At 68.2% G+C, this 21,518-nt stretch carries 17 protein-coding genes and 1 tRNA gene; 5 read left to right on the top strand and 13 right to left on the bottom strand.

Features of this window, described 5'->3' with window-relative positions; translation table 11 throughout:
- Positions 1–191 precede the first annotated feature (191 nt).
- Positions 192–644 (top strand): VOC family protein, encoded by a 453-nt coding sequence (locus tag A4X17_RS07430; protein WP_064295038.1) that lies wholly within the window; start codon positions 192–194, stop codon positions 642–644.
- A gap of 72 nt (positions 645–716) precedes the next feature.
- Here A4X17_RS07430 and A4X17_RS07425 read toward each other — a convergent pair.
- Positions 717–790: transfer RNA gene (locus A4X17_RS07425), tRNA-Gly, on the bottom strand.
- A gap of 424 nt (positions 791–1,214) precedes the next feature.
- Here A4X17_RS07425 and A4X17_RS07420 point away from each other — a divergent pair.
- On the top strand, positions 1,215–2,306 hold the full coding sequence (locus tag A4X17_RS07420) for an alpha/beta fold hydrolase (RefSeq protein ID WP_064295037.1): 1,092 nt from the start codon (positions 1,215–1,217) through the stop codon (positions 2,304–2,306).
- A 122-nt stretch (positions 2,307–2,428) separates the two neighbouring features.
- On the opposite strand, the gene A4X17_RS07415 is transcribed toward A4X17_RS07420, so the two are convergent.
- The 3 genes from A4X17_RS07415 to A4X17_RS19640 form a co-directional block, all read right to left on the bottom strand.
- Positions 2,429–3,799 (bottom strand): LLM class flavin-dependent oxidoreductase, encoded by a 1,371-nt coding sequence (locus A4X17_RS07415; protein WP_064295036.1) that lies wholly within the window; start codon positions 3,797–3,799, stop codon positions 2,429–2,431.
- Positions 3,800–3,882: 83 nt separating this feature from the next.
- Entirely contained in the window at positions 3,883–5,307 is a 1,425-nt protein-coding gene (locus A4X17_RS07410) for an APC family permease (RefSeq protein ID WP_079003811.1), read from the bottom strand.
- Between the two features lie 94 nt (positions 5,308–5,401).
- Positions 5,402–6,814: an HNH endonuclease signature motif containing protein gene (locus tag A4X17_RS19640; RefSeq protein ID WP_064295034.1), complete on the bottom strand. Its 1,413-nt coding sequence runs from the start codon at positions 6,812–6,814 to the stop codon at positions 5,402–5,404.
- Between the two features lie 146 nt (positions 6,815–6,960).
- Here A4X17_RS19640 and A4X17_RS07400 point away from each other — a divergent pair, with 146 nt between their 5' ends.
- Positions 6,961–8,415 (top strand): threonine/serine exporter ThrE family protein, encoded by a 1,455-nt coding sequence (locus tag A4X17_RS07400; protein WP_082915996.1) that lies wholly within the window; start codon positions 6,961–6,963, stop codon positions 8,413–8,415.
- A gap of 55 nt (positions 8,416–8,470) precedes the next feature.
- Here A4X17_RS07400 and A4X17_RS07395 read toward each other — a convergent pair whose 3' ends face one another.
- The 9 genes from A4X17_RS07395 to kdpF all read right to left on the bottom strand — a co-directional run bounded on the left by A4X17_RS07395 (position 8,471) and on the right by kdpF (position 18,339).
- The gene (locus tag A4X17_RS07395) at positions 8,471–9,706 is read right to left on the bottom strand and encodes an MFS transporter (RefSeq protein ID WP_064295033.1); all 1,236 of its coding nucleotides are present in this window, start codon (positions 9,704–9,706) and stop codon (positions 8,471–8,473) included.
- 49 nt (positions 9,707–9,755) lie between these two features.
- Positions 9,756–9,896: a hypothetical protein gene (locus A4X17_RS19195; RefSeq protein ID WP_153303361.1), complete on the bottom strand. Its 141-nt coding sequence runs from the start codon at positions 9,894–9,896 to the stop codon at positions 9,756–9,758.
- Entirely contained in the window at positions 9,886–10,338 is a 453-nt protein-coding gene (locus A4X17_RS07390) for an SRPBCC family protein (RefSeq protein WP_064295032.1), read from the bottom strand. The genes A4X17_RS19195 and A4X17_RS07390 overlap by 11 nt, the downstream gene beginning before the upstream one ends.
- A gap of 154 nt (positions 10,339–10,492) precedes the next feature.
- Positions 10,493–11,179: a response regulator gene (locus A4X17_RS07385; RefSeq protein ID WP_064295031.1), complete on the bottom strand. Its 687-nt coding sequence runs from the start codon at positions 11,177–11,179 to the stop codon at positions 10,493–10,495.
- On the bottom strand, positions 11,176–13,671 hold the full coding sequence (locus A4X17_RS07380; protein WP_064295030.1) for a DUF4118 domain-containing protein: 2,496 nt from the start codon (positions 13,669–13,671) through the stop codon (positions 11,176–11,178). Before A4X17_RS07380 ends, A4X17_RS07385 begins: the two co-directional genes overlap by 4 nt.
- A 3-nt stretch (positions 13,672–13,674) precedes the next feature.
- Positions 13,675–14,283, bottom strand: a complete 609-nt coding sequence (gene kdpC / locus A4X17_RS07375) for a potassium-transporting ATPase subunit KdpC (RefSeq protein WP_064295029.1) — start codon at positions 14,281–14,283, stop codon at positions 13,675–13,677.
- A gap of 33 nt (positions 14,284–14,316) precedes the next feature.
- The gene (gene kdpB / locus A4X17_RS07370; protein WP_064295028.1) at positions 14,317–16,482 is read right to left on the bottom strand and encodes a potassium-transporting ATPase subunit KdpB; all 2,166 of its coding nucleotides are present in this window, start codon (positions 16,480–16,482) and stop codon (positions 14,317–14,319) included.
- Between the two features lie 94 nt (positions 16,483–16,576).
- The gene (gene kdpA / locus A4X17_RS07365) at positions 16,577–18,250 is read right to left on the bottom strand and encodes a potassium-transporting ATPase subunit KdpA (RefSeq protein WP_064295027.1); all 1,674 of its coding nucleotides are present in this window, start codon (positions 18,248–18,250) and stop codon (positions 16,577–16,579) included.
- On the bottom strand, positions 18,250–18,339 hold the full coding sequence (kdpF, locus tag A4X17_RS07360; protein WP_056009336.1) for a K(+)-transporting ATPase subunit F: 90 nt from the start codon (positions 18,337–18,339) through the stop codon (positions 18,250–18,252). Before kdpF ends, kdpA begins: the two co-directional genes overlap by 1 nt.
- A 677-nt stretch (positions 18,340–19,016) precedes the next feature.
- Here kdpF and A4X17_RS18885 point away from each other — a divergent pair.
- Together A4X17_RS18885 and A4X17_RS19190 are read left to right on the top strand one after the other, a co-directional pair.
- A complete protein-coding gene (locus A4X17_RS18885) occupies positions 19,017–20,555 on the top strand; it encodes an AAA family ATPase (RefSeq protein ID WP_197479035.1) in 1,539 nt (512 codons plus the stop codon).
- Positions 20,552–21,427: an HNH endonuclease gene (locus A4X17_RS19190; protein WP_157583383.1), complete on the top strand. Its 876-nt coding sequence runs from the start codon at positions 20,552–20,554 to the stop codon at positions 21,425–21,427. Before A4X17_RS18885 ends, A4X17_RS19190 begins: the two co-directional genes overlap by 4 nt.
- Positions 21,428–21,518 lie beyond the last annotated feature (91 nt).

The raw sequence follows: 21,518 nt of genomic DNA, 5'->3' as shown, positions 1-21,518 counted from the left end.
ACGCTGTCGGTGGCTGCTGTCCGCCACATGGAGGCGTGAATCCGTGCGCGGACGTGTCGTCGTGACCACAGGCGTGCGCTGCTCGAGCCGCTTCGCGCCCTATCACGCTTGACGATGTCGACCATCCTCGCCATCATTCAACAACGATCGACGGTAACGGACCGCCGGCACCCTTGAGAGAGACGGCCCCGATGTCCACCATGATCTTCGTCAATCTTCCCGTCAGCGACCTGCCACGGTCACGGGTGTTCTTCGAGGCACTCGGCTACTCGATCAATGAGGGGTTCAGCGACGAGAACGCCATCAGCGTGGTCATCAGCGACACGATCACGGCGATGTTGCTCACGCGGGAGTTCTTCGCGGAGTTCACGAGCAAGTCGATCATCGACGCCACCACCTCCACCGAGGTGCAGCTCGCGCTCAGCGCTGAGAGCAGAGCCGACGTCGATTCGATGTTCGAGCGGGCCATCGCGAGCGGGGCGACGCCTGCCGGCGAACAAGACCATGGCTTCATGTACTCGAAGAGCTTCGACGACCTCGACGGCCACCACTGGGACTTCGTCTGGATGGACCCGGAGGCGGCCGCCGGCGGTGCGCCGGAGATGACCGTTGAAGAGATGCGGGCGAACACGACACACAGCTGAGCGCGTCGGGGGAGGCGTCGCCGTCAGTCGCATCACCGAGCAGGGGTCTACGTCGAACTCCCGCACGGGAATTGGAGCGGATGACGGGAATCGAACCCGCGCTATCAGCTTGGGAAGCTGAAGTTCTACCATTGAACTACATCCGCGTGGCGCCGGAGCGTCCTGAGTAATCGTACATGAAGCGGCGGACCGCCGTTCGGTCCCTCCACGCGGCCGCCGTTCGGTTCGAGTGTGCGGCCCCCGTTCGGTCCCTGAGCTTGTCGAAGGGCGGGGTGTCCTCGTGTGGCCTTCGACAGGCTCAGGGACCGGGGGTGGTCGGGGGTCGGGACCGAGTCGCGGAGCGGATCAGGTTGGGTTCTGCTGGTCCCTGAGTTTGTCGAAGGGTGGGGTGTGGTTGTGTGCCCTTCGACAAGCTCAGGGACCGAAGTTCGGCTCAGGGACCGGGGTCCGGCTCAGGGGCCAGGACTGGTGAGGTCGTCGGGGTCGGGTCCGGGTGCCCAGGGGGCTCCGGGGTGGCCGCAGCTAGGCTGGTGCACCGTTCCCCGAGCGGGACGGGATCGAGGGTGTGACGTGAAGCGCAGTGCAGGTGTCGTCGTGGTCGGCCTCGCCACCGTTGCGGTCGCGGGGTTCGGGGTCGCGAGCGCGATGGTCGCCCGACGCGTCATCGGGGCCGGACGAGTGCACTACAGCGAGGTGTTGCCGACCTCGTCGCCCATGACCGTGCGGCTCGAACGGAACGCCGCCACCGCGCTGCCGGGACGATACGGGCTCGAGTTCGAGGACGGGTCGCGGCTGATCGTGGGCCCGGTGATCGGTCGCGAGACGACGGACGGGTCGGTGATGCGAGCAGTGATCACCGGTCGGGTTCCAGCCGGGGCGACCCGTGCGCGGTTCACCGGGGCGGCTGTGACACCCGCGGACCTCGGGGTGGACGAGGCGCGCGTGCCGAGGACGCCGTCAGGTGCGTGGCGATTCGAGGCGGTCGTCGACGGCGACGCTCACGACGACACCTGGGTCGTGCACACCCACGGGCTCGGGGCCTCGCCGCTCGCGACGCTCCGCTCCGTGCAGGCCGTGCGCCGGGCGGGTCTGCCGTCGCTCGTCACCTGCCTCGGGTCCGCGTTCGCCGAGCGTCGCTCCGGGGCTGACGCCACGGACGTCGACCGCGTCGTCGCGGCCATCGACGACGCCGTGGCGCTCGGTGCCCGTCGGGTCATCGTCTGCGGGTGGTCCTACGGTGCTGCCCTGAGCCTCGCGGCGGCACGCGAGCGACCAGAGGTGGTGCAGGGCGCGATCCTCATCTCGCCGATGCTCGGCCTCAGCGAGACGGTGCTTCACGCGGCCGAGGTCGCCGGCGTGCCGCGGATACTCGTGCACTCGGCGCTCGCCGTGCTCTCGGCGCCGGTGCTGGGGCGATCCGCCGGGGTGCGCGGTGCGGTTCCGGTCCGCGCGCTTTCCGCCGGGCCGGTCGACGGCCTGCCGACGCTCGCGATCCACTCGCCCGGCGACACGACGATTCCCGTGGAGCTCACGCGGGCCGTCGCTCGGCGTTCACCCTCGTTCGAGCTCGTCGAGGTCGACGCGGCACCGCACGGGTTGGAGTGGAACGTCGCGCCGGAGGCGTTCGAAGCGGCAGTGCGGGAGTGGCTCGACGCGCGCTGATCGGGTGATGCTCGGTCCCGAGCTCGTCGACGGGCGGGGTGTGCTCGTGGGCCCTCCGACAGGCTCAGGGACCGAGGTGGGGCTCAGGGGCCGGGGTGGTTGAGGCGCAGAGGCCGGGGGAGTCAGCTCGTGTAGCGGTAGCGGGCGCCGGTGTGCTCCTCGGGGAGACGGTCACCACGGCCGTGGAGCTTGTGGCGGAGGCTGCCCTCGACGTACTCCTCGGGGTAGGCGCCACGACGACGCAGCTCGGGGATGACGAACTCGACGATGTCCTCGAAGGTGCCGGGCGTGATCGCGTAGGCGAGGTTGAAGCCGTCGACGTCGGTCTCCTCCACCCATTCCTGCAGGGTGTCGGCGATCTCCGACGCACTGCCGACGATCCGCGGACCGAGCCCTCCGATCGCCCCCATGCGCGCGATGTCCTTCACCTTGAACTCGCCACCCTCCTCGTTGGCCGCCTGGTAGTTGGCGACCGCCGACTGGATGGCGTTGCTCTTCACGTTGCCGATCGGCTCCTCCGGGTCGTACTGCGACAGGTCGATGCCCATCCAGCCCGACATGAACACGAGCGCACCCTCCTGCGACGCGTACTGCAGGTAGTCCTCGTGCTTCGCCTGAGCCTTCTCGCTCGTCTCGTCGGTGATGATCGTGAGCAGCGTGTAGATCTTCGCCGAGTACCGGTCGCGACCGGCGGCCTCCAGGGCGTCGCGGATGCGGCCGACCGTCGCCTTCAAGCCCGCCTTCGTCGACGCACCGACGAAGATCGCCTCCGCGTTGCCCGCGGCGAACTGGATGCCGCGCGGCGACGCACCGGCCTGGTAGATGACCGGCGTCCGCTGCGTGGACGGCTCGGACAGGTGGATGCCGGGCACCGTGTAGTGCTTGCCGAAGTGCCCGATCTCGTGGACCTTCGTGGGGTCGGTGAACACGCCCGTCTCGCGGTCGCGCACGACGGCGTCGTCCTCCCACGAGCCCTCCCACAGCTTGTAGAGGACCTCGAGGTACTCGTCGGCGACGTCGTACCGCTCGTCGTGTTCGAGCTGGTCGTCGTGCCCCATGTTGCGCGCCGCACTCGGCAGGTATCCGGTGACGACGTTCCAGCCGACCCGCCCCTTGGTCAGGTGGTCGAGCGTCGACATGCGCCGCGCGAATGGGTACGGGTGCTCGTACGCGGTGCCGGCGGTGACGCCGAAGCCGAGGTGCTTCGTGACCGCGGCCATCGCCGACACGAGCAGGATCGGGTCGTTCACCGGCACCTGCGCGCCGTTGCGGATCGCGGCCTCGTTGCTGTCGCCGTAGACGTCGTAGGTGCCGAGGACGTCGGCGATGAAGATGCCGTCGAAGTTGCCGCGCTCGAGCAGCTGCGCCAGGTCCGTCCAGTAGGAGAGGTCCTTGTAGGTGCTCGAGCGGTCGTCGGGATGACGCCACATCCCCGATGCCTGGTGGGCGACGCAGTTCATGTCGAAGGCGTTGAATCGGATCTGTCGGGTCATACGCACGATCCTGCATCACGAGTCCCGGACGTCGCCTGGCAATCGGCCCCTCGCGTAACAGGGCGTCATCTAGGCCCCGGACATCACCTCTGCGACGTGTCCTCCGCCGCGATCGCCTCGGCGTACTCCTCGTCGCTGAGGGCGCCGACCGTCGAGTGCCGGCGTCCGTACCCGAGGTAGAGCGCCGCGCCGACGAGCATCCAGATGAGGAACACGATCCAGGTCGTCCCGCCGAGCGACACCATCAGCCCGAGGCACATGACGATGCCGAGCGCGGGGACCACCGGGAACAGCGGGACGGAGTAGCTGCGGTCGAGGTCGGGGCGCAGGCGACGCAGCAGAATGACGGAGAGGTTCACGAGGGCGAACGCGAACAGCGTGCCGATGCTCGTGGCGTCGGCGAGCTCGCCGAGGGGGATGAGGGCGGCGACCACCGCGACGACCGCTCCGACGATGACGGTCCCGGCGACGGGCGTCCCGCTGCGGCGACCGACGCGCGAGAACACCCGTGGCACCATGCCGTCCTGCGCCATCCGGTACAGGATGCGCGTCTGCCCGTAGTAGACGGTGAGCACCACGCTCGCGATCGCGATGACCGCGCCGATGGAGAAGAAGAGCGCGACGATCGGCTGTCCGGTGATCTCGGTGAGGATGCCGACGAACGCCGACTCGTCGTCCGCGAAGGCGGTCCACGGCCGGGCGCCGATCGCGGCGATGGCGACGAGGATGTAGACGGCGGTGACGATCACCATCGACAGGATGATCGCGCGCGGCAGGTCGCGACGCGGGTTCGTCGCCTCATCGCCGGCGGTCGATGCCGCATCGAACCCGATGTAGGAGAAGAACAGCCGGCTGGAGGCTGCCGCGACACCGGCGACCCCCATGGGTGCGAGCGGTTCGAAGTTGCCGAGCGAGAACGCCGAGAACGCGATGACGACGAAGACGAGCAGCACGGCGAGCTTCACGAACACCATGATCGTGTTCGCCCAGGCACTGTCCTTCGCGCCGCGGACGAGCAGGAGCATCGCGAGCAGGACGAGGGCCGCGGCCGGCAGGTTGATCAGTCCGTCGGCGACGCCGATCGGGTTCGCGAGTGCCGGCGGCAGTCCCAGGCCGAAGACCGCGAGCGCCTCGTTCACGTACTGCCCGGCACCGACGGCGACCGCGGCGACGGAGACCCCGTACTCGAGCACGAGGCACCAACCGCACACCCAGGCGACGCCCTCACCCATGGTCGCGTAGGCGTAGGAGTAGCTGGATCCGGAGACCGGCACCGAACCGGCCATCTCGGCGTAGGACAGGGCCGACAGGAGTGCCGCGAGCCCGGCGACCGCGAACGCGATCCAGACGGCGGGTCCGGCGAGCGGGACGGCGGTGCCGAGGACGACGAAGATCCCGGTGCCGAGCGTCGCGCCGACGCTGATCATCGTGAGCTGCCAGACGCCGAGCGATCGGCGGAGCGACGTCCCCGACTCGGCGGGATCCGTCCCGAGTCGGACGAGTGGCATGCGCCGGCGAAGCTGCGCGAGGAGCGGGAGTCGGCGGTTGGTCACGGGTATCCATGGTAACCGTGGGCGCGAGGATCGTCCGGCGCGCTCGCACTCACCCGGTCTCGGCGAGCTCGGGTCTCGTCTCGTGTCGTCGGCCGTCGGGTGTGGTCCAGGTGAGGATGCCGCCGGGGTGGTGCTCGAGGTTCCAGCCCGGCAGGTGTTTCAGTCGGTGATGATGTCGGCAGAGACAGGCCAGGTTGTCGACCGCTGTCGTGCCGCCGTCCTGCCAGGCGATCGAGTGGTCGAGGTCGCAGTTCCTGGCGGCTCGTCCGCAGCCCGGAGCCCGACACGTGGTGTCTCGCAGGCGGACGGCACGCGCCAGGTCGGCCGGGACCCGGTACTGCTCGCGTCCGACGGACACGACGGCTCCCGTTTCCGGTTGGGTGAGGATGCGGGTCATCGAGGGCGCGGTGACCGCGAGTCGGGCGGCGGTGTCGGGGTCGATCGGGCCGTAGCCGTCGAGCACGCCGGGTTCGTCGGTGACGCCGAGGGTGGACAGCGCCGGGACGGTCATCTGGACGGTGGCCCGGATGCGGGCCTCGATGCCGACGGGCTCGGCGAGCAGGGGGTCGGCCCCGGCGGCGACCGCCTCCTCCGCGATCCTGGCGGCGTCGTCGAGCGGTGCGGAACCGGGGAGCCACGTGAACGTCCCGGTCGTCTCCGGGTCGACCGGGATGGGACCTGTGTCGTCGCTCACCGTGCCGGCGACGGCGAGCGACGCGAGGGTGTCGGCGCGCAGCTGTGCGAGCGTGCGGGTGTCGCCGGCGATCCGCGCCGGGACCGCGACGGCGTCGAGGCGGTTCCTGATCGCGTGCGCCAACGGGGCCGTGGTGAACAGGTGCAGCCAGGCCATGCCGTCGGCCGCAGCCTCGAGCTCGACGCGGCGGTCGGTGATCGAGCGCGTGCGTCGGGCGGTGATCGATTCGGGATGCAGCCGTTCCCGAACGACCCTGGCGCGCTGCCGGAGGCGTGCTGTCGTCGATCGGAGAGCGACGGGCAGCACCTGCTCCAGGAACACCGCGCGACCCTCCACCGGGACGTCGCGCAGCTGGTCGGTGATCGCGCGGGCGTGACCGCCGCTGATGGAACCGTGCGCGAGGGCCTCGAGCACGGCGGGTGCGTGGTGGACGAGCGCCTCGGCGTCGCCGACCCGCGCCTGGAGCGTCGGCTCGGACATCCTCGTGGCGATCGCGAGCGACGCGCACATCGACCGCCTCGCGAGATCGCGGGCGTCGGTCGAGGTGGTGCTCGTGGAGACGAGCGCAGACGCGGTGGCGTCGGCGGAGGAGAAGGCCTCGGCCAGCAGCTGCGCCTCCTCGGCGTCGAGTGCCGCGCGGCGCCTGGAGAGATCGACGAAGCGGTCGGTGAACGACGCCATCCGAGCAGCGAAGGCATCGCTCGGATGCTCCGGGTGCCCCTCGCGCTCACGCGCCTCGGGGCCGTGGATCATGGCGGTCTCGGTCATGACCCCAGTCCACCATGGACCACTGACATTCGAGATGGTCACGAGCGACCCGGCCGTGAGGACGAGTCCGCGGCCTCGCACAGGCGACCGCGGAACGCCAGGGCGAGACCGCGGTCACCGGTGGCTCGTACGATGAGCGGGTGGGTATGCGTTCGCTGCTGAGTCAGCTGGCCGGGGGAGTCCGAGGAGCGGCGCCGGAGGGTGTCGACGAGCAGGCGGTCGTCCGCCTCAACGCCGAACGGCCCGTGCGCGAGGTGCTCGAATTGGCCGGCCGGATCGGTGAGTCGATGCTCGCGCTCGGGGCCGCAGCGGCCGAGGTCACCGACGCCATCCGTCGGGTCTGCCGCGCGTTCGACCTCGAATGCCAGGTCGACCTCACCTTCACCTCCATCCTCATCGCGCACGACGGGTCCGAGCGGTCACCTGGGGTCACGGTGCTGCGCGTCGTGCGTTCGCCCGCAGCCGACTTCGACCGGCTCGCGAAGGTCGTCGTGGTCGCCGAAGGGATCACCCGTCGCTCCGAGCCGATCATGACCGTCACCGACGTCGCCCGCGACGAGGAGGCGGAGGTGCTCGACGAACTGCACGCCCGCCTCGGCACCGCCCATCGCGACCTCGACCGCATCCTCACCGCCCGTCGCACCTACCGTCGCGGCTTCATCACCGTGCTGCTGTCGACCATGGCCGCGGCCGTCGCCGTCCTCCTCGGCGGCGGCGTGGTCTCGATGCTGCTCGCCGCAGCCACCACGGCACTCATCGACAGCGCGTTCCGGGCCCTGAACGTCTGGAAGCTGCCCGTCTTCTTCCTCCAACTCACCGGAGCGGCCATCGCCACGACGGTCGCCGTCCTCATCTCCATCCTCAGCCCCTACGTCCCGGCGGACCTCTCCGCGCTGCCCCCAGCCCTCATCGTGGCGTCCGGCATCGTCGTCCTCCTCGCCGGCGCTTCACTCGTCGGGGCGGCCGACGACGCGATCAACGGGTTCCCGGTCACCGCAAGCGGACGCCTCGTCGAGGTGATGCTCCTCACCATCGGGATCGTCGTCGGTATCGGTGGGGTGCTCGACCTCGCCCGACGACTCGGCATCTCGCTCGTCCTCTTCGACCTCCCCGTGAGCCCCTGGCCGGTCGCCGTGCAGATCGTCGGAGCGGCCGTCGCCTCGGCAGCCTGGGCGATGGCCTCGTACGCGGCCCTCCGCGCGGCGTTCTTCGCGGGCGTGACCGGTGCCATCGCGTTCTCGGTGTTCGTGTTCGTCTCCGGCAGCGGCGTCGCCCCGGCGGCGGCCAGTGCGCTCGCCGCACTCGTGATCGGGTTCGCTGCGGAGGCGCTCGGCCCGCGGCTGCGGATCCCGGCGATCATCCTGACGATCTGCGGGATCGTCCCACTGCTGCCCGGGCTCGCGATCTACCGCGGCATGCTCGCCCTCGTGAACGGTGAGCAGGGTTCGGAGGGCTTCGAGCAGCTCCTGCAGGCGGGGCTCACCGGCCTCGCGCTCGCCGCGGGCGTCACCTTCGGCGAGATCCTCGCGCGCCGCTCGGGTGTCTCCGGCCGCGTGCTGTTGCCCGGGTACATCCGGCGCTCCAAGCGCCACCCGCGCTGAGCGGGGCGGTGTTGCTCAGGGACCGGTTGACGCGGCTCAGGGACCGGGGTTCGGCTCAGGGACCGGTCGGCGAGGCCGTCCGCTGCCGGGCCTGGGGCTTCGCCGCGGACGTCAGGAACGACGCCAGGACGACGACGGCGAGCACGACGATCATCGCGCCGCGCAGACCGAAGTGCTCCCCGAGGAACCCGAGCAGCGGCGGCCCGACGAGGAACGCGACATAGCCGGCCGAGGCAACCGCCCCGACGGTCGTCGTCGGATCGTCGCTCTCACCCGCCGCCGAGAGGGTCACCGGGAAGCCGAGCGCCGCACCGAGCCCCCACAGCAGGACCGCGAGCCCCGCGACGAGCACACTGTCGGAGAAGACGACGAGCGCGATCCCGACCGCCGATACGAGAGCGCTCACCCGCAGCACGTTGGCCTTGCCGAAGCGGGCGAGGAGCGGTTCACCGGCGAAACGACCGATCGTCATGGCGAGCGCGAACCCGGCGAAGACGATCGAACCGACGGCCGCCGTGGTTCCGTGTCCGTCGACCATGATCAGCGGCAACCAGTCGCCGGCGGCGCCCTCCGCCAGCGCGAGGGCGAGCACGATGAGTCCGAGGAAGATCACGCGCTGCTGCCGCCAGACCGCGAGCTGCGCGCGGATCCCGGGGGAGCCGACACCCGTGTCCGCCTGTCGTCCGGTCTCGGCCGGGATCTTCGGGATCGCCCAGAGCAGCGCCGCCAGCGCGACGGCCGCGACGATCAGCAGATGGATCGTCACCGGGAAGGCGATCGCCGTGAGCGCGATGCCGGCCACCGAGCCGATGACGGAGCCGAGGCTGTAGCAGCCGTGGAGCACGGGCAGGATGGACCGCCCCGACAGCTGCTCGATCATCGCCCCCTCGATGTTGATCGCGATCTCGGCGAGGCCGAAGCCCAGGCCGATGCCGATCAGACCGATGAAGACGCCGACGCCCTGCCCGGCACCCGCCATGAGGGCGAGCAGTGCGAGCCCGATGACGAACGCGGCCCCGCCGATGACGATCGGGCGACGCGCACCGAACCGACGGACGAGGGCCGCAGAGGACAGGATGCCCGTCATCGACCCGACGGAGATCCCGAAGAGGATGAGTCCCATCTCGGCGGTGCTCGCGTGCACGAGGTCGCGGACCGCGGGCGTGCGGACGATGAACGACGACAGGCCCACCCCGACGGTGAGCATGAAGACGAAGATCGCCCCGCGCCGCCGCCGAAGAGGGGCGGACAGCGCGGGGCGGGGGTTCGCCTGACCGGCGCGAGCACTCATGCTCCGAGCCTAGAGGCGGTGGGAGTGCTGGCTGGCAGGTATCAGAGGATCAGCCCGAGGGGTTCTCGACGGGATCGCCTTCGGCGTCGGTCCCCGTCTCGGGATCGACCTCCTCGGGCTTCGTCACGGCCTGCTCGATGTCGTCGTCGTGTGCGCGCTGCGCGTCCGACTCGGGTCCGTTATTCGACATCGCCACGCCATCCCTGACCGGTCTGACCTTCGGTCTCGACGAGCTGCTTGAAGTTGCCGAGGTCCTTCTTCACCGCATGTCCGGCCACACCGACGGCGGAACCGAGGTGCTCGAGGAGGCCCTTGGGCTCCCAGTCCAGCTGCACGGTGACGCGCGTCTTGGAGTCCTCCAGGCGGTGGAAGGTGACGACGCCGGCGTGGTCCGCCTCGCCGCCCGTGCTGTTCCAGGCGACGCGTTCGTCCGGGTGCTGCTCGGTGATCTCCGCTTCGAAGGTGCGGGTCTGGCCGGCGACGCTCACCGTCCACTCGGTGAGGGTGTCGGTGACCTGCGTGATCGACTCGACCTCGTCGAGGAACTTCGGGAAGTCCTCGAAGCGGGTCCACTGGTTGTAGGCGACGGAGACGGGAACGTCCACGTCGATGGTTTCGATGATCTGCGTCATGGGCGCCATCCTCTCTGGTGCTGCGGTACCTGCACGGGTCTCGTCCGGAAAACCCGGACGCGACTGCGACGGTACGCGTGCAAGCTGCGATTCCGGGGGCATGGCCACAGGCGCTGCAACCTGTTACCCTGCCCGTCGCGACGCGTGCCCTCGCTCAGAGTTGGAAGCGGTACCCCATACCGGCCTCGGTGAGCAGATGGCGGGGGGTGGCCGGCTCCGGCTCGAGCTTCTTCCGCAGCTGCGCGATGTAGAGGCGCAGGTAGCCGGTGTCGGTCACGTGCGTCGGACCCCAGATCTCCGTGAGCAGCATCTGTCGGGTCACGAGCTTGCCGGCGTTCCGGATGAGCAGCTCGAGCACCTGCCACTCCGTAGGCGTCAGGCGGACGGTGACCGGGGACGCGCCAGGAGTCTGCCTGGTGACCTGCTTCGCGGCGAGGTCGACCACGATGTCGCCGAACCGCACGGTGGGTTCCGCCTCGGCACCGGGGACCCGTCGGGTGAGCGCGCGGACCCTGGCGAGCAGTTCGTCGATCGCGAACGGCTTCGTCACATAGTCGTCGGCTCCGGCGTCGAGCGCCTCGACCTTGTCCGTCGAGCCGGCACGACCGGACACCACGAGGATCGGCGCGTCGGTCCAGCCGCGGAGGCCCTCGATCACCTGCCGCCCGTCGAGCCCGGGCATGCCGAGGTCGAGCAGGTACAGGTCGGGGCGGTGCGTCGTCGCCGCGTTGAGCGCAGCGGTGCCGTCCTCGGCCGTGATGATCTCGTAGCCGCGGGCGGTGAGCGTGATGCGCAGGGCCCGGAGGATCTGCGGGTCGTCGTCGGCGATGAGGATCTTCATCGAGCGCTCCCCTCCTGGTCACGTGCCGCCGGCAGCGACACCACCATGGTGAGACCCCCACCCGGCGTGTCCTCCGGTTCGAGTGTGCCACCCATCCCCTCGACGAAGCCCTTCGACAGCGCGAGTCCCAGGCCGAGACCGGTGAGGTTGTCGGTGTCGCCGAGCCGCTGGAACGGGACGAACACGTCCTCCCGCCGGTCGGGTGCGATACCCGGGCCGTGATCCACGATGCGGATCTCGACGGCGTCGCGGAACCCGCTCGTCGCGATCCGGACGGGGGTGTCGTCGGGACTGAAACGCTGCGCGTTCGTCAGGAGGTTCACGATGACCCGCTGGAGGAGGCCGGCGTCCGCGAGGACGGGTGGCAGCTCGGGTGCGAGATCGAGCTCGGCGTCGTGCGGGCCGATGCCGAGCTCGTCGAAGGCCGGCAGGATCGCGTCCTCGACGTCGATCGGTGCGACGGTCACGGCGAGGACACCGGCCTGGAGGCGACTGACGTCGAGCAGGTTGGTGACGAGGGCCGCGAGCGTGCGCAGGCTGTCGTCCGCGGTTTCGAGGAGGTCGCGGCGGTCCGCCGTGGTGAGTTCGACGTCGGTCGCGCGCAGTCCGGTGACGGCGGCGGTCGCGGCGGCGAGGGGGCGCCGGAGGTCGTGACTGACCGCCGAGAGCAGCGCGCTCCGCACCCGGTCGGTCGCGGCCAGCGGGCCGACCTCCTGGGCGGTGGCGCGCAGATCGGTGTGCTCGAGCGAGGCGTCGAGCTGCGCCGCGATGACGGCGAGTAGGCGGCGGTCGGAGGCGGCGAGCACCCCACCGTGCAGTTCGAGCACCGCGCGGGTGCCGATCGGGACGCTCGTGAAGTCGCCTCCGCGGGTCGGTTCGCCGTCGACCGCGAGGACCTGCTCACCCGCGACGAGGCGCACCCCGGCGAGCGAGAAGGACTCACGGGTCCGGCTGACGAGTGCCTGCAGGGCACCCTCGCCGCGGAGCACGCTGCCCGCGACCGTCGCGAGCAGCTCGGACTCCGCGGCCGCGCGCCTGGCCGTGCGAGCCCGCCGGGCCGAGAGGTCGACGACCCCGCTCACGATCACCGCGATGACGACGTAGAGCACGAGCGCCACGAGGTGCGCCGGGTCGTCGATGGTCACGGTGTAGAGCGGTTGGACGAAGACGAAGTCGAGCGTGACCCCGGACAGGACGGCCGCGAACACCGCCGGCCAGAACCCGCCGACGAGCGCGACGAGCACGACGAGCAGCTGGTAGGACAGCACCTCGCTCGTGATCGACTCCTCGGTGCGGGCGAGGTGGAGGAGCCAGGTGACGAGCGGCCCGCCGATGAGCGCGAGCGCGAAGCCCGCGATGTGGCGCCGTGCGCTCAGAGCGCCGCCGAGCTTCGGCAGCCGGAACCGGCCGCCCGCCGCCTCGTGGTTGACGATGTGGACGTCGATGTTGCCCGACTCGCGGATGACCGTGTTGCCGATGCCGGGCCCCGTCACGGCGGCGGACAGGCGACTGCGCCGGCTGACGCCGATGACGAGCTGCGTCGCGTTCGCCGCCTTCGCGAAGTCCACGAGCGCACGAGGCACGTCGTCGCCGACGACCTGGTGGAAGGTGCCGCCGAGGGTGTCGACGAGCGCTCGCTGCTGCGCGAGTGCGCCGGGGTTCGCGGTGCGGAGGCCGTCCTGCGTCGTCACATGCACCGCGATGAGCTCACCACCGGAGGAGCGGGCTGCGATCCGGGCGCCGCGCCGGAGCAGGGTCTCGCCCTCCGGTCCGCCGGTGAGGGCCACGACGACCCGCTCACGCGCCTCCCAGGTGCTGTCGATGCCGTGTTCGGCGCGGTAGTCGCGGAGGGCGGAATCGACCTCGTCGGCCAGCCACAGCAGCGCCAGCTCGCGCAGTGCCGTGAGGTTGCCGAGACGGAAGTAGTTGGACAGGGCGGCGTCGATCCGCTCGGCCGGGTAGACCCGGCCGCCGGCGAGGCGGTCGCGGAGGGCCTGTGGAGCGAGGTCGATGAGTTCGATCTGGTCGGCCGCCCGGAGCACGGCGTCGGGGATCGTCTCCCGCTGCGGCACCCCGGTGATCTGCCGGACGACGTCGTTGAGCGACTCGATGTGCTGGATGTTCACCGTCGAGAGCACGGAGACACCGGCGGCGAGCAGGGCCTCGACGTCCTGCCAGCGCTTGTCGTTCGTGGAGCCGGGGGCGTTCGTGTGGGCCAGTTCGTCGACGAGCGCGAGTCCGGGGCGGCGCGCGAGGACGGCCTCGAGGTCCATCTCGTCGAGCGTCACGCCCCGGTGCTCGACGCCCCGACGCGGCAAGGTCTCGAGCCCCTCCGTCAGGGCGGCGGTCGCGGCCCGGCCGTGGGTCTCGACGACCGCGACGACCACGTCGACGCCCTCCGCGGCGAGACGGTGACCCTCCTCGAGCATCGCGTACGTCTTGCCGACGCCGGGGGCCGCGCCGAGGAGCACCCGGAGTCGTCCGCGCTGCATGGGTTATCCGTTCAGTCGGGCCACGGCGAGGTTGAGCTGCAGGACGTTGACCGTGGACTCCCCAAGGTAGCCGAGGTCGGGGCCCTGCGTCAGGCGCTCGACGAGGGCACGGACCTCACCCTCGTCGAGGCCGCGCTCGGCGGCGACGCGGGGCACCTGCAGCAGTGCGTAGGCCGGGCTGATGTGCGGGTCGAGGCCGGACGCGGAGGCCGTCAGCGCGTCGGCGGGGATGCTCGACGGATCGACGTCCTCGAAGGCGGCGATGGCCGCGCGGCGCTCCTCGATCGATGCGACGAGGTCGGTGTTCTCCGGCCCGAGGTTGCTGCCGCTCGACGCGCCACCGTCGTAGCCGTCGCCGGCCGCCGACGGACGCGACTGGAACCATTGCGGCAGCGGCTTGCCGTCGGGGTCGGTGAACGACTGCCCGATGAGCGCCGAGCCGACCGTCTCGCCACCCTCGGTGACGGCGGATCCGTTCGCCTGCCAGGACATCGTCGCCTGCCCGATGCCGGTGACGATGAGGGGGTAGCCGACGCCGAGGACGACGGTGAGGGCGAGCATGGCCCTGATGGCGACCCAGTACTGGGCGATGCCGCTGCGGGAGGCACTCATGATGATCTGTCTGCTTTCGTGTGCTGGGTGGGGCTAGAAGCCGGGGATCAGGGTGACGACGAGGTCGATGAGCTTGATGCCGATGAACGGCGCGATCACGCCACCGAGCCCGTAGATCAAGAGGTTCCGGCTGAGGACCTTCGAGGCGCTGAGCGGTCGGTACTTCACGCCGCGGAGGGCCAGCGGGATCAGGATCACGATGATGATCGCGTTGAAGATGATCGCCGAGAGGATCGCCGACGCGGGGGAGTGCAGCTGCATGATGTTGAGCAGTGCGAGCCCCGGGAACACTCCGGCGAACATGGCGGGGATGATGGCGAAGTACTTGGCGACGTCGTTCGCGATCGAGAACGTCGTGAGAGCGCCTCGGGTGATGAGCAGCTGCTTGCCGATCCGGACGATGTCGATGAGCTTCGTCGGGTCGGAGTCGAGGTCGACCATGTTGCCGGCCTCCTTCGCAGCGGAGGTGCCCGTGTTCATCGCGACACCGACGTCGGCCTGCGCGAGCGCCGGAGCGTCGTTCGTGCCGTCACCGGTCATCGCGACGAGGTTGCCGCCCTCCTGTTCCTTGCGGATCAGCTCGAGCTTCTGCTCGGGCGTCGCCTCGGCCAGGAAGTCGTCGATTCCGGCCTCGGCGGCGATCGCCTTGGCGGTGAGGGGGTTGTCACCCGTGATCATGACCGTGCGGATGCCCATGGCGCGCAGTTCGGCGAACCGCTCCGCGATGCCGGCCTTCACGACGTCCTTCAGGCGGACGACGCCGAGCACCCGCGCGGTGCCGGTGGTGTCGGTCTGTGCGACGACGAGCGGGGTGCCGCCGCCGGCGGACACCGCCTCGACGTGCTCCTGGAGCTCGGCGCGGGTCGCCTCGGCGAGGGATCCGAACGACTCCACCCAGGCCAGTACGGCTGAGCCGGCACCCTTGCGGATCTGCACGCCGTCCGGTTGGTCGAGGCCGCTCATGCGGGTCTGCGCGGTGAACGGGACGATCTCGCCAGCCCCGGACCCGTCCAGGTGGATGCCGCGCTCGGCCGCAAGGTCGACGATCGACTTGCCCTCGGGCGTCGGGTCGCTGAGCGAGGACCGGGCGGCGGCCTGCGCGAGCTCCTCCGGCGTGACGCCGCGGAGGGCGATGAACTCGACCGCCTGCCGGTTGCCGTAGGTGATGGTGCCGGTCTTGTCGAGCAGCAGGGTCGTGACGTCGCCGGCGGCCTCGACCGCACGGCCGGACATCGCGAGCACGTTGCGCTGCACGAGTCGGTCCATACCGGCGATGCCGATGGCCGAGAGCAGGGCGCCGATGGTCGTCGGGATGAGGCAGACGAGCAGGGCGATGAGGACCGGGACGCTGACGGGAGCCGCCGCATAGGAGGCGATCGGGTTGAGCGTGAGCGCGACGACCACGAACACGATCGACAGGCTCGCGAGCAGGATGTTGAGCGCGATCTCGTTCGGCGTCTTCTGCCGCGCCGCGCCCTCGACGAGGCCGATCATGCGGTCGACGAAGGTCTCGCCGGGCTTCGAGGTGATGCGGACGACGATGCGGTCGGACAGCACGCGGGTTCCGCCCGTGACGGCACTGCGGTCGCCGCCGGACTCGCGGACGACCGGGGCCGACTCGCCCGTGATCGCCGATTCGTCGACCGAGGCGATGCCCCAGACGATGTCGCCGTCGCCCGGGACGAGCTCGCCGGCGGTCACCACGACGACGTCGCCGAGGGTGAGGTCCGCCGAGGAGACCTGGCCGATGGCGGCGTGCTCCGCGGACGGATCAGCCGAGGCGTCGTAGGCCGTGACCTGGTTCGCCATGGTCGAGGTGCGCGTCTTGCGGAGGCTGTCGGCCTGCGCCTTGCCGCGACCCTCGGCCACGGACTCCGCGAGGTTCGCGAAGACGACCGTGAGCCACAGCCAGATCGCGATGCCCCAGGTGAACGACGCCGGCACGGCCGAGCCGCCGGATTCCTGCGCCCCACCGAGGAACGGTTCGGCGATCGCGAGGACGGTCGTCAGTGCCGCGCCGACCTCGACGATGAACATGACCGGGTTCTTCACCATGAGCCGCGGGTCGAGTTTGCGGAAGGCGCCCGGGGTCGCGGCGAGCAGCTGTGCCGGACCGAAGGCGGCCTTCGCGGGCTCGTGGTGGTGGTCCTGCTCCTGCTCGGGTTCCGCCGGGGCGGGAAGCGTGTGCGTGGTGGACATGGTTATGACAGCCCTTCCGCCAGGGGGCCTGGCGCGAGTACGGGGAAGGAGGTGGGTGCGGTGATGATCACGGCGTGTGCGTCGTGGACGTGGCTCATGACAGCCCTTCCGCCAGGGGACCCAGCGCGAGTACGGGGAAGTACGTGAGTGCGGTGATGATCACGGCGACACCGGTGAGGAGGCCGACGAACTGCGGCCGGTTGGTCGGGAGCGTTCCGGCGGTCGACGGCACCCTGTCCTGCGCGGCCAGCGAACCGGCGAGCGCGAGGACGAGCACGATCGGGACGAAGCGGCCGAGGAGCATCGCGACGCCGAGCGCCGTGTTGAACCACGGGGTGTTCGCCGTGAGACCGGCGAACGCGGAACCGTTGTTGTTCGACGCGGAGGTGAAGGCGTAGAGGACCTCGGACAGGCCGTGGAGGCCCGGGTTCCAGATCGACGTCGTCTCCACATCCGAACGGACGCCGGGGATCGCGAAGCTCAGTGCGGTGCCGGCGAGCACGAGGGTCGGCGTCACGAGGATGTACAGGCTCGCGAGCTTGATCTCCCGTGGGCCGATCTTCTTGCCGAGGTACTCCGGGGTCCGGCCGACGAGCAGCCCACCGATGAACACGGCGATGACGGCGAGCACGAGCATGCCGTACAGGCCTGAGCCGACGCCGCCGGGGGCGATCTCGCCGAGCATCATGTTGATCATCGGCATCATGCCGCCGAGGGCCGTGTAGGAGTCGTGCATCGAGTTGACGGCACCCGTCGAGGTGAGCGTCGAGGTCGAGCCGAACAGCGTCGAGGCGAAGACGCCGAAACGCTGCTCCTTGCCCTCCATCGCGCCGCCGGCGGCCATCGGTGCCGCTCCGAGGCCGCGGGCTTCGAGCGCCGTGAGGATCGAGAACGAGGCGAGGAAGATGACGCCCATGACCGCGAGGATCGTGTAGCCCTGCTTGTGGTCGCCCACCATGCGGCCGAAGGTGCGCGGCAGGGAGAACGGGATCGCGAGCATGAGGATGTTCTGGACGAGGCTCGTCCACGCGGTCGGGTTCTCGAAGGGGTGCGCGGAGTTCGCGTTGAAGAACCCGCCGCCGTTCGTGCCGAGGAGCTTGATGGCCTCCTGGGAGGCGACCGGTCCGCCGGGGATGGTCTGCGTCGCGCCCGTGATGGTCGTGACGTCGGTGAAGCCGTTGAGGTTCTGGATGGTCCCGCCCGCGATCAGCACGACCGCCATGACGACGGAGAGCGGCAGCAGCACGCGGAGGGTGCCACGGGTGAGGTCGACCCAGAAGTTGCCGATGGTGCCGCTGCGGCGACTCGCGAACCCGCGGACGAGGGCGATCGCGACGGCGATGCCGACGGCGGCGGAGACGAAGTTCTGCACCGCGAGGCCCGTGAGCTGCACGGTGTAGCCCATCGTGACTTCGGGGGAGTACGACTGCCAGTTGGTGTTCGTGACGAAGGACACGGCCGTGTTGAACGACAGGCCCTCGGGGACGGCCGGGAGGCCGAGCGCGAAGGGCAGGACGGCCTGGGCGCGCTGGAGGGCGTAGATGAGGAGGACGCCGACGAGCGAGAAGGCGAGCACCCCGCGGAGGTAGGCCTGCCAGGTCTGCTCGGAGCGGGCGTCGACGCCGATCACGCGGTAGAAGCCGCGCTCGACGGAGAAGTCCTTGCCGGAGGTGTACACCCGGGCGAGGTACTCACCGAGTGGACGGTAGAGGAGCACGAGGACCAGGACGAGGGTCGAGACCTGCAGGATCGCGAAGAGGGTCTGCATCAGAACCTCTCGGGTTTCACGAGCGCGTACACGAGGTACACGACGGCGGCGACGGCCAGGACGGCGGCGAGGAGTTCGAAGACGATCACAGTCTCTCCACTCCCCGGGCGACGAGGCCGACCAGAGCGAACACGGCGATGACGCCGAGCACGTAGACGAGGTCGAGCAAGAGGACTCCAGTGGGTGCGTGGTGCGGGTGCGTGGTGCTGCGTCCCGTTCGGGACAGCTCAGAGCCAACACCCGTCAGCGACTTCCGACGGCGGTCCTCACGGTTTCCATACGCCTTCCGCGTGGATCCTCACGACCTCCCTACGGGGTGTGGTGCGCACGCCAGACCTCCCCGCAAGACGCTCCAGCTCTCGCAGCAAACTAGCCTCCACCCAATGACCCGATGGACGCTTGGTTTGTGAGAGGCGAACTACGCCTCCAGCGTGCACTTTCGATCGAAAGGGCATCTCTGCTGAGAGTCGCGGTGATGATCCGTTCGTTGCGCGGGGCCCCTGGGGAAGCACTCTCGTTCGTCTCGGCAGCGGTTCCTTGAGATTGCTCAACGCCTACAGATCAACGTTCAAGTTGGGCCGCATCAGGTTTATGAGGCATTGAATGCAACTGTCGCAGCGACCAGCACGCTGTCGCACGCCGTGCGAGGATCCGCCTAGACAGCGTTTGGCAAAACGGCGCTGGCCAAATTCTGGTCGACAAGCGACTGCCCTCGATGCCACACTGTAACGAATAACAGGCGTTCGAGAACTATATGGAGTGCTACTTGAAATTTTATGTCGGCGATGGGCTGCCAGTGGCGCCTGATGAGGGCACGTTCTGGTTGCAGCCGGCTGAATGGAATGACTGGTGGCGGTTCCGTACACTGTATTCGTTGTATTACTTCGATTCTTCGCATCTACCGTTTAGGCTTGGCTCGCTTAAAATTCTTGACAGTGAGCACGCTTACGTTGCAGATAACACCGAGACCTGGCAAACGCCCCTTCCCGAAGTCTTTGAATCGCTGTCGAAAAACTTGTTCTCGGTAGGTCAAGATACCGACTTGTATGTCAATTTGCACGACCAGTTTGGGCTGGAGCGGGCTACTGAAATCCTGTCGCGCCTGCGAGACATGGTCGTCCACCAGGATGAGTTCGAACAGGTCCGTCAAGATCCCCGTATCGTCAAGTCGCTAATGAGAAGCGTGACGGCTTATGCGGTTCGCCGTCAGTACCCGCGGCTCCTCCAGCTCGGAGACGTAAAAGCGTCGTTCGACTTCTCGTTCGTCCGCGAATCTGTCAATCAAATTGCTCCACCACTGAAGCTCGAGTTCGAGGTGATCGGGGACTCTGGGCCCCCAACCAACGTCCATGTCCTCATCGGTCGAAACGGCGCAGGTAAGACAAGTACGCTACTCTCGCTTGGGCGATACGTTCTGGGAACGTCGAGGCCCGAGGATAATGATGGCCATGTCCCGAAGGAAGGCCCCCCGCTTGAAGCAGCTAACCTTGTCTACGTAGGTTTCAGTGCATTCGATAATCCCTCATTGCCGGTCGCAGATGATCGGGAAAGTTACGATATTCCTTACGCCTATCTGGGTCTTCAGCGCCGGGGCGAGAACGGCGATATAGTAACGCAGACCCCGAAGGACTTGGCAGTCAGCTTTGCAGATAGTGCCTGGCTCGTCGCCAGTTCCAAGTCGCACGAAACTTGGGTGAGAGCGCTAGTCAATCTAGAATCGGATCCGATATTCTCTGCTGCGGAGGTCCGGGATCTCGCGGTTAGCTATAGTGAGTTGTCCACGGAGAAACAATTCCGCGATTCGGCCATGGCGGTCTACGAAAAATTAAGCTCGGGTCATAAGATTGTGCTCCTCACTGTGACACGACTCGTCGAAACGGTCACCGAGCAGACGCTAGTTCTAATGGATGAACCAGAGGGTCATTTGCACCCGCCTCTGCTTGCGGCATTCACGCGGACGCTTTCGGATTTGATGCGCAGTAAGAGCGGAATTGCCGTGGTTGCAACGCACTCGCCCGTAGTTCTTCAGGAGGTGCCCCGCAAGTGCGCGTGGAGGATACGCCGCACAGGCAATTATGTGCAGGGGCGCCGTCCGGTCTTGGAGACGTTTGGAGAGAACGTGAGCACTCTCACCAGTAGTGTCTTTGGATTGGAGGTTTCCGATTCCGGGTTCCATAAGATGATTATTGACGCAGCGAAGAGACATGAATCCTACGAAGCAGTCGTGAACTATTTCGGGGGAGAATTGGGTTTTGAGGCTCGAAGTATTCTGCTCAATTGGTATGATGAGCGGCGCACTGAATGAGGTTCCTGAACCCACCACTGTTTGGGGTGCAGTCGGTAGTAGCGGTTATGGAGGAGTCGCCAGAGGTGCTGCTTGTCGTCGCTAATGCTGCTGCACTAGGTATCGCAGAAGCTGCCTACAAGGCACGGGGCCATGCAGAAGAACTTTACCTCTCCCCGCGCGATCTCAGCAGCATTGGTGCCGCAGAGCATGATGCTATCAAGTGGACCTACTCCAATCGATTTGTTCCCAAGACTAAGAATGCTCGTATGTACTACGAGGTGTTGAGGGAGTTGGTCGACGACTTCGATTGCCCATATTGCCTTCGGCGCGAGGTCGATGAGCTCGATCACTATTTGCCTAAGTCGAAGTTTAAGTACTTGGCAGTGGTGCCGCTGAACCTTGTGCCGATTTGTAGTAAATGTAACAAGAAGAAGAAGGCGTTCGTTGCAAGCACGGCCGATGAGCAACCGCTCCATCCGTACTTCGACGACCTTGGCGGGTTTGATTGGCTCGTGGCCGTTCTGAGCGAAACGAGTGGTGCGCTGACGTACGAGGTTGCACCTCCAGCTCGTTGGAGCCCAACTCTCGCTGCCCGGGTGTGCGCGCATTTTGGCCGCCACGATCTTGGGCCGCTCTACTCCAAACAAGCCTCTCGATTTCTCGGCGGTTTGCGTCTCTCGCTGACAAGACGGTTCGACGTCGGTGGTGCAGTGGCAGTGAGGAAGTCTCTCGTAGACCTGGAACGCTCGTGGCTAACTGAAGGGTCTGAGCCCTGGAACGTAGCCGCACTTCGGGCGTGGAGCGCGAGCGATTGGTTCTGTGCCGGCGGTTTTGGGCGGCTGGTACTGGCTGCAGACGATCTGCATTCTGCAAGCGAGGCAATTGCCTGACGTCGTCGCGTAGTTGCTCACGTTCGTCGGACCTCGCTACGTCGGTCAGGATTCCGTCTACTTGTCTCGCTGACATTCGCACCTCAGAACC

Source organism: Plantibacter sp. H53 (genome assembly GCF_001650455.1).
Lineage (GTDB): Bacteria > Actinomycetota > Actinomycetes > Actinomycetales > Microbacteriaceae > Plantibacter > Plantibacter flavus_A.
This window is presented reverse-complemented; position numbering and strand designations above follow the sequence as displayed.

Excerpts from the sequence above, each read along its gene's own strand:
- A4X17_RS07430 (WP_064295038.1), top strand. The coding sequence starts at position 192 with ATGTCCACCATGATCTTCGTCAATCTTCCCGTCAGCGACCTGCCACGG.
- A4X17_RS07415 (WP_064295036.1), bottom strand. The coding sequence starts at position 3,799 with ATGACCCGACAGATCCGATTCAACGCCTTCGACATGAACTGCGTCGCC.
- A4X17_RS07410 (WP_079003811.1), bottom strand. The coding sequence starts at position 5,307 with ATGCCACTCGTCCGACTCGGGACGGATCCCGCCGAGTCGGGGACGTCG.
- A4X17_RS19640 (WP_064295034.1), bottom strand. The coding sequence starts at position 6,814 with ATGACCGAGACCGCCATGATCCACGGCCCCGAGGCGCGTGAGCGCGAG.
- A4X17_RS07400 (WP_082915996.1), top strand. The coding sequence starts at position 6,961 with ATGCGTTCGCTGCTGAGTCAGCTGGCCGGGGGAGTCCGAGGAGCGGCG.
- A4X17_RS07395 (WP_064295033.1), bottom strand. The coding sequence starts at position 9,706 with ATGAGTGCTCGCGCCGGTCAGGCGAACCCCCGCCCCGCGCTGTCCGCC.
- A4X17_RS19195 (WP_153303361.1), bottom strand. The coding sequence starts at position 9,896 with ATGTCGAATAACGGACCCGAGTCGGACGCGCAGCGCGCACACGACGAC.
- A4X17_RS07390 (WP_064295032.1), bottom strand. The coding sequence starts at position 10,338 with ATGACGCAGATCATCGAAACCATCGACGTGGACGTTCCCGTCTCCGTC.
- A4X17_RS07385 (WP_064295031.1), bottom strand. The coding sequence starts at position 11,179 with ATGAAGATCCTCATCGCCGACGACGACCCGCAGATCCTCCGGGCCCTG.
- A4X17_RS07380 (WP_064295030.1), bottom strand. The coding sequence starts at position 13,671 with ATGCAGCGCGGACGACTCCGGGTGCTCCTCGGCGCGGCCCCCGGCGTC.
- kdpC (WP_064295029.1), bottom strand. The coding sequence starts at position 14,283 with ATGAGTGCCTCCCGCAGCGGCATCGCCCAGTACTGGGTCGCCATCAGG.
- kdpB (WP_064295028.1), bottom strand. The coding sequence starts at position 16,482 with ATGTCCACCACGCACACGCTTCCCGCCCCGGCGGAACCCGAGCAGGAG.
- kdpA (WP_064295027.1), bottom strand. The coding sequence starts at position 18,250 with ATGCAGACCCTCTTCGCGATCCTGCAGGTCTCGACCCTCGTCCTGGTC.
- A4X17_RS19190 (WP_157583383.1), top strand. The coding sequence starts at position 20,552 with ATGAGGTTCCTGAACCCACCACTGTTTGGGGTGCAGTCGGTAGTAGCG.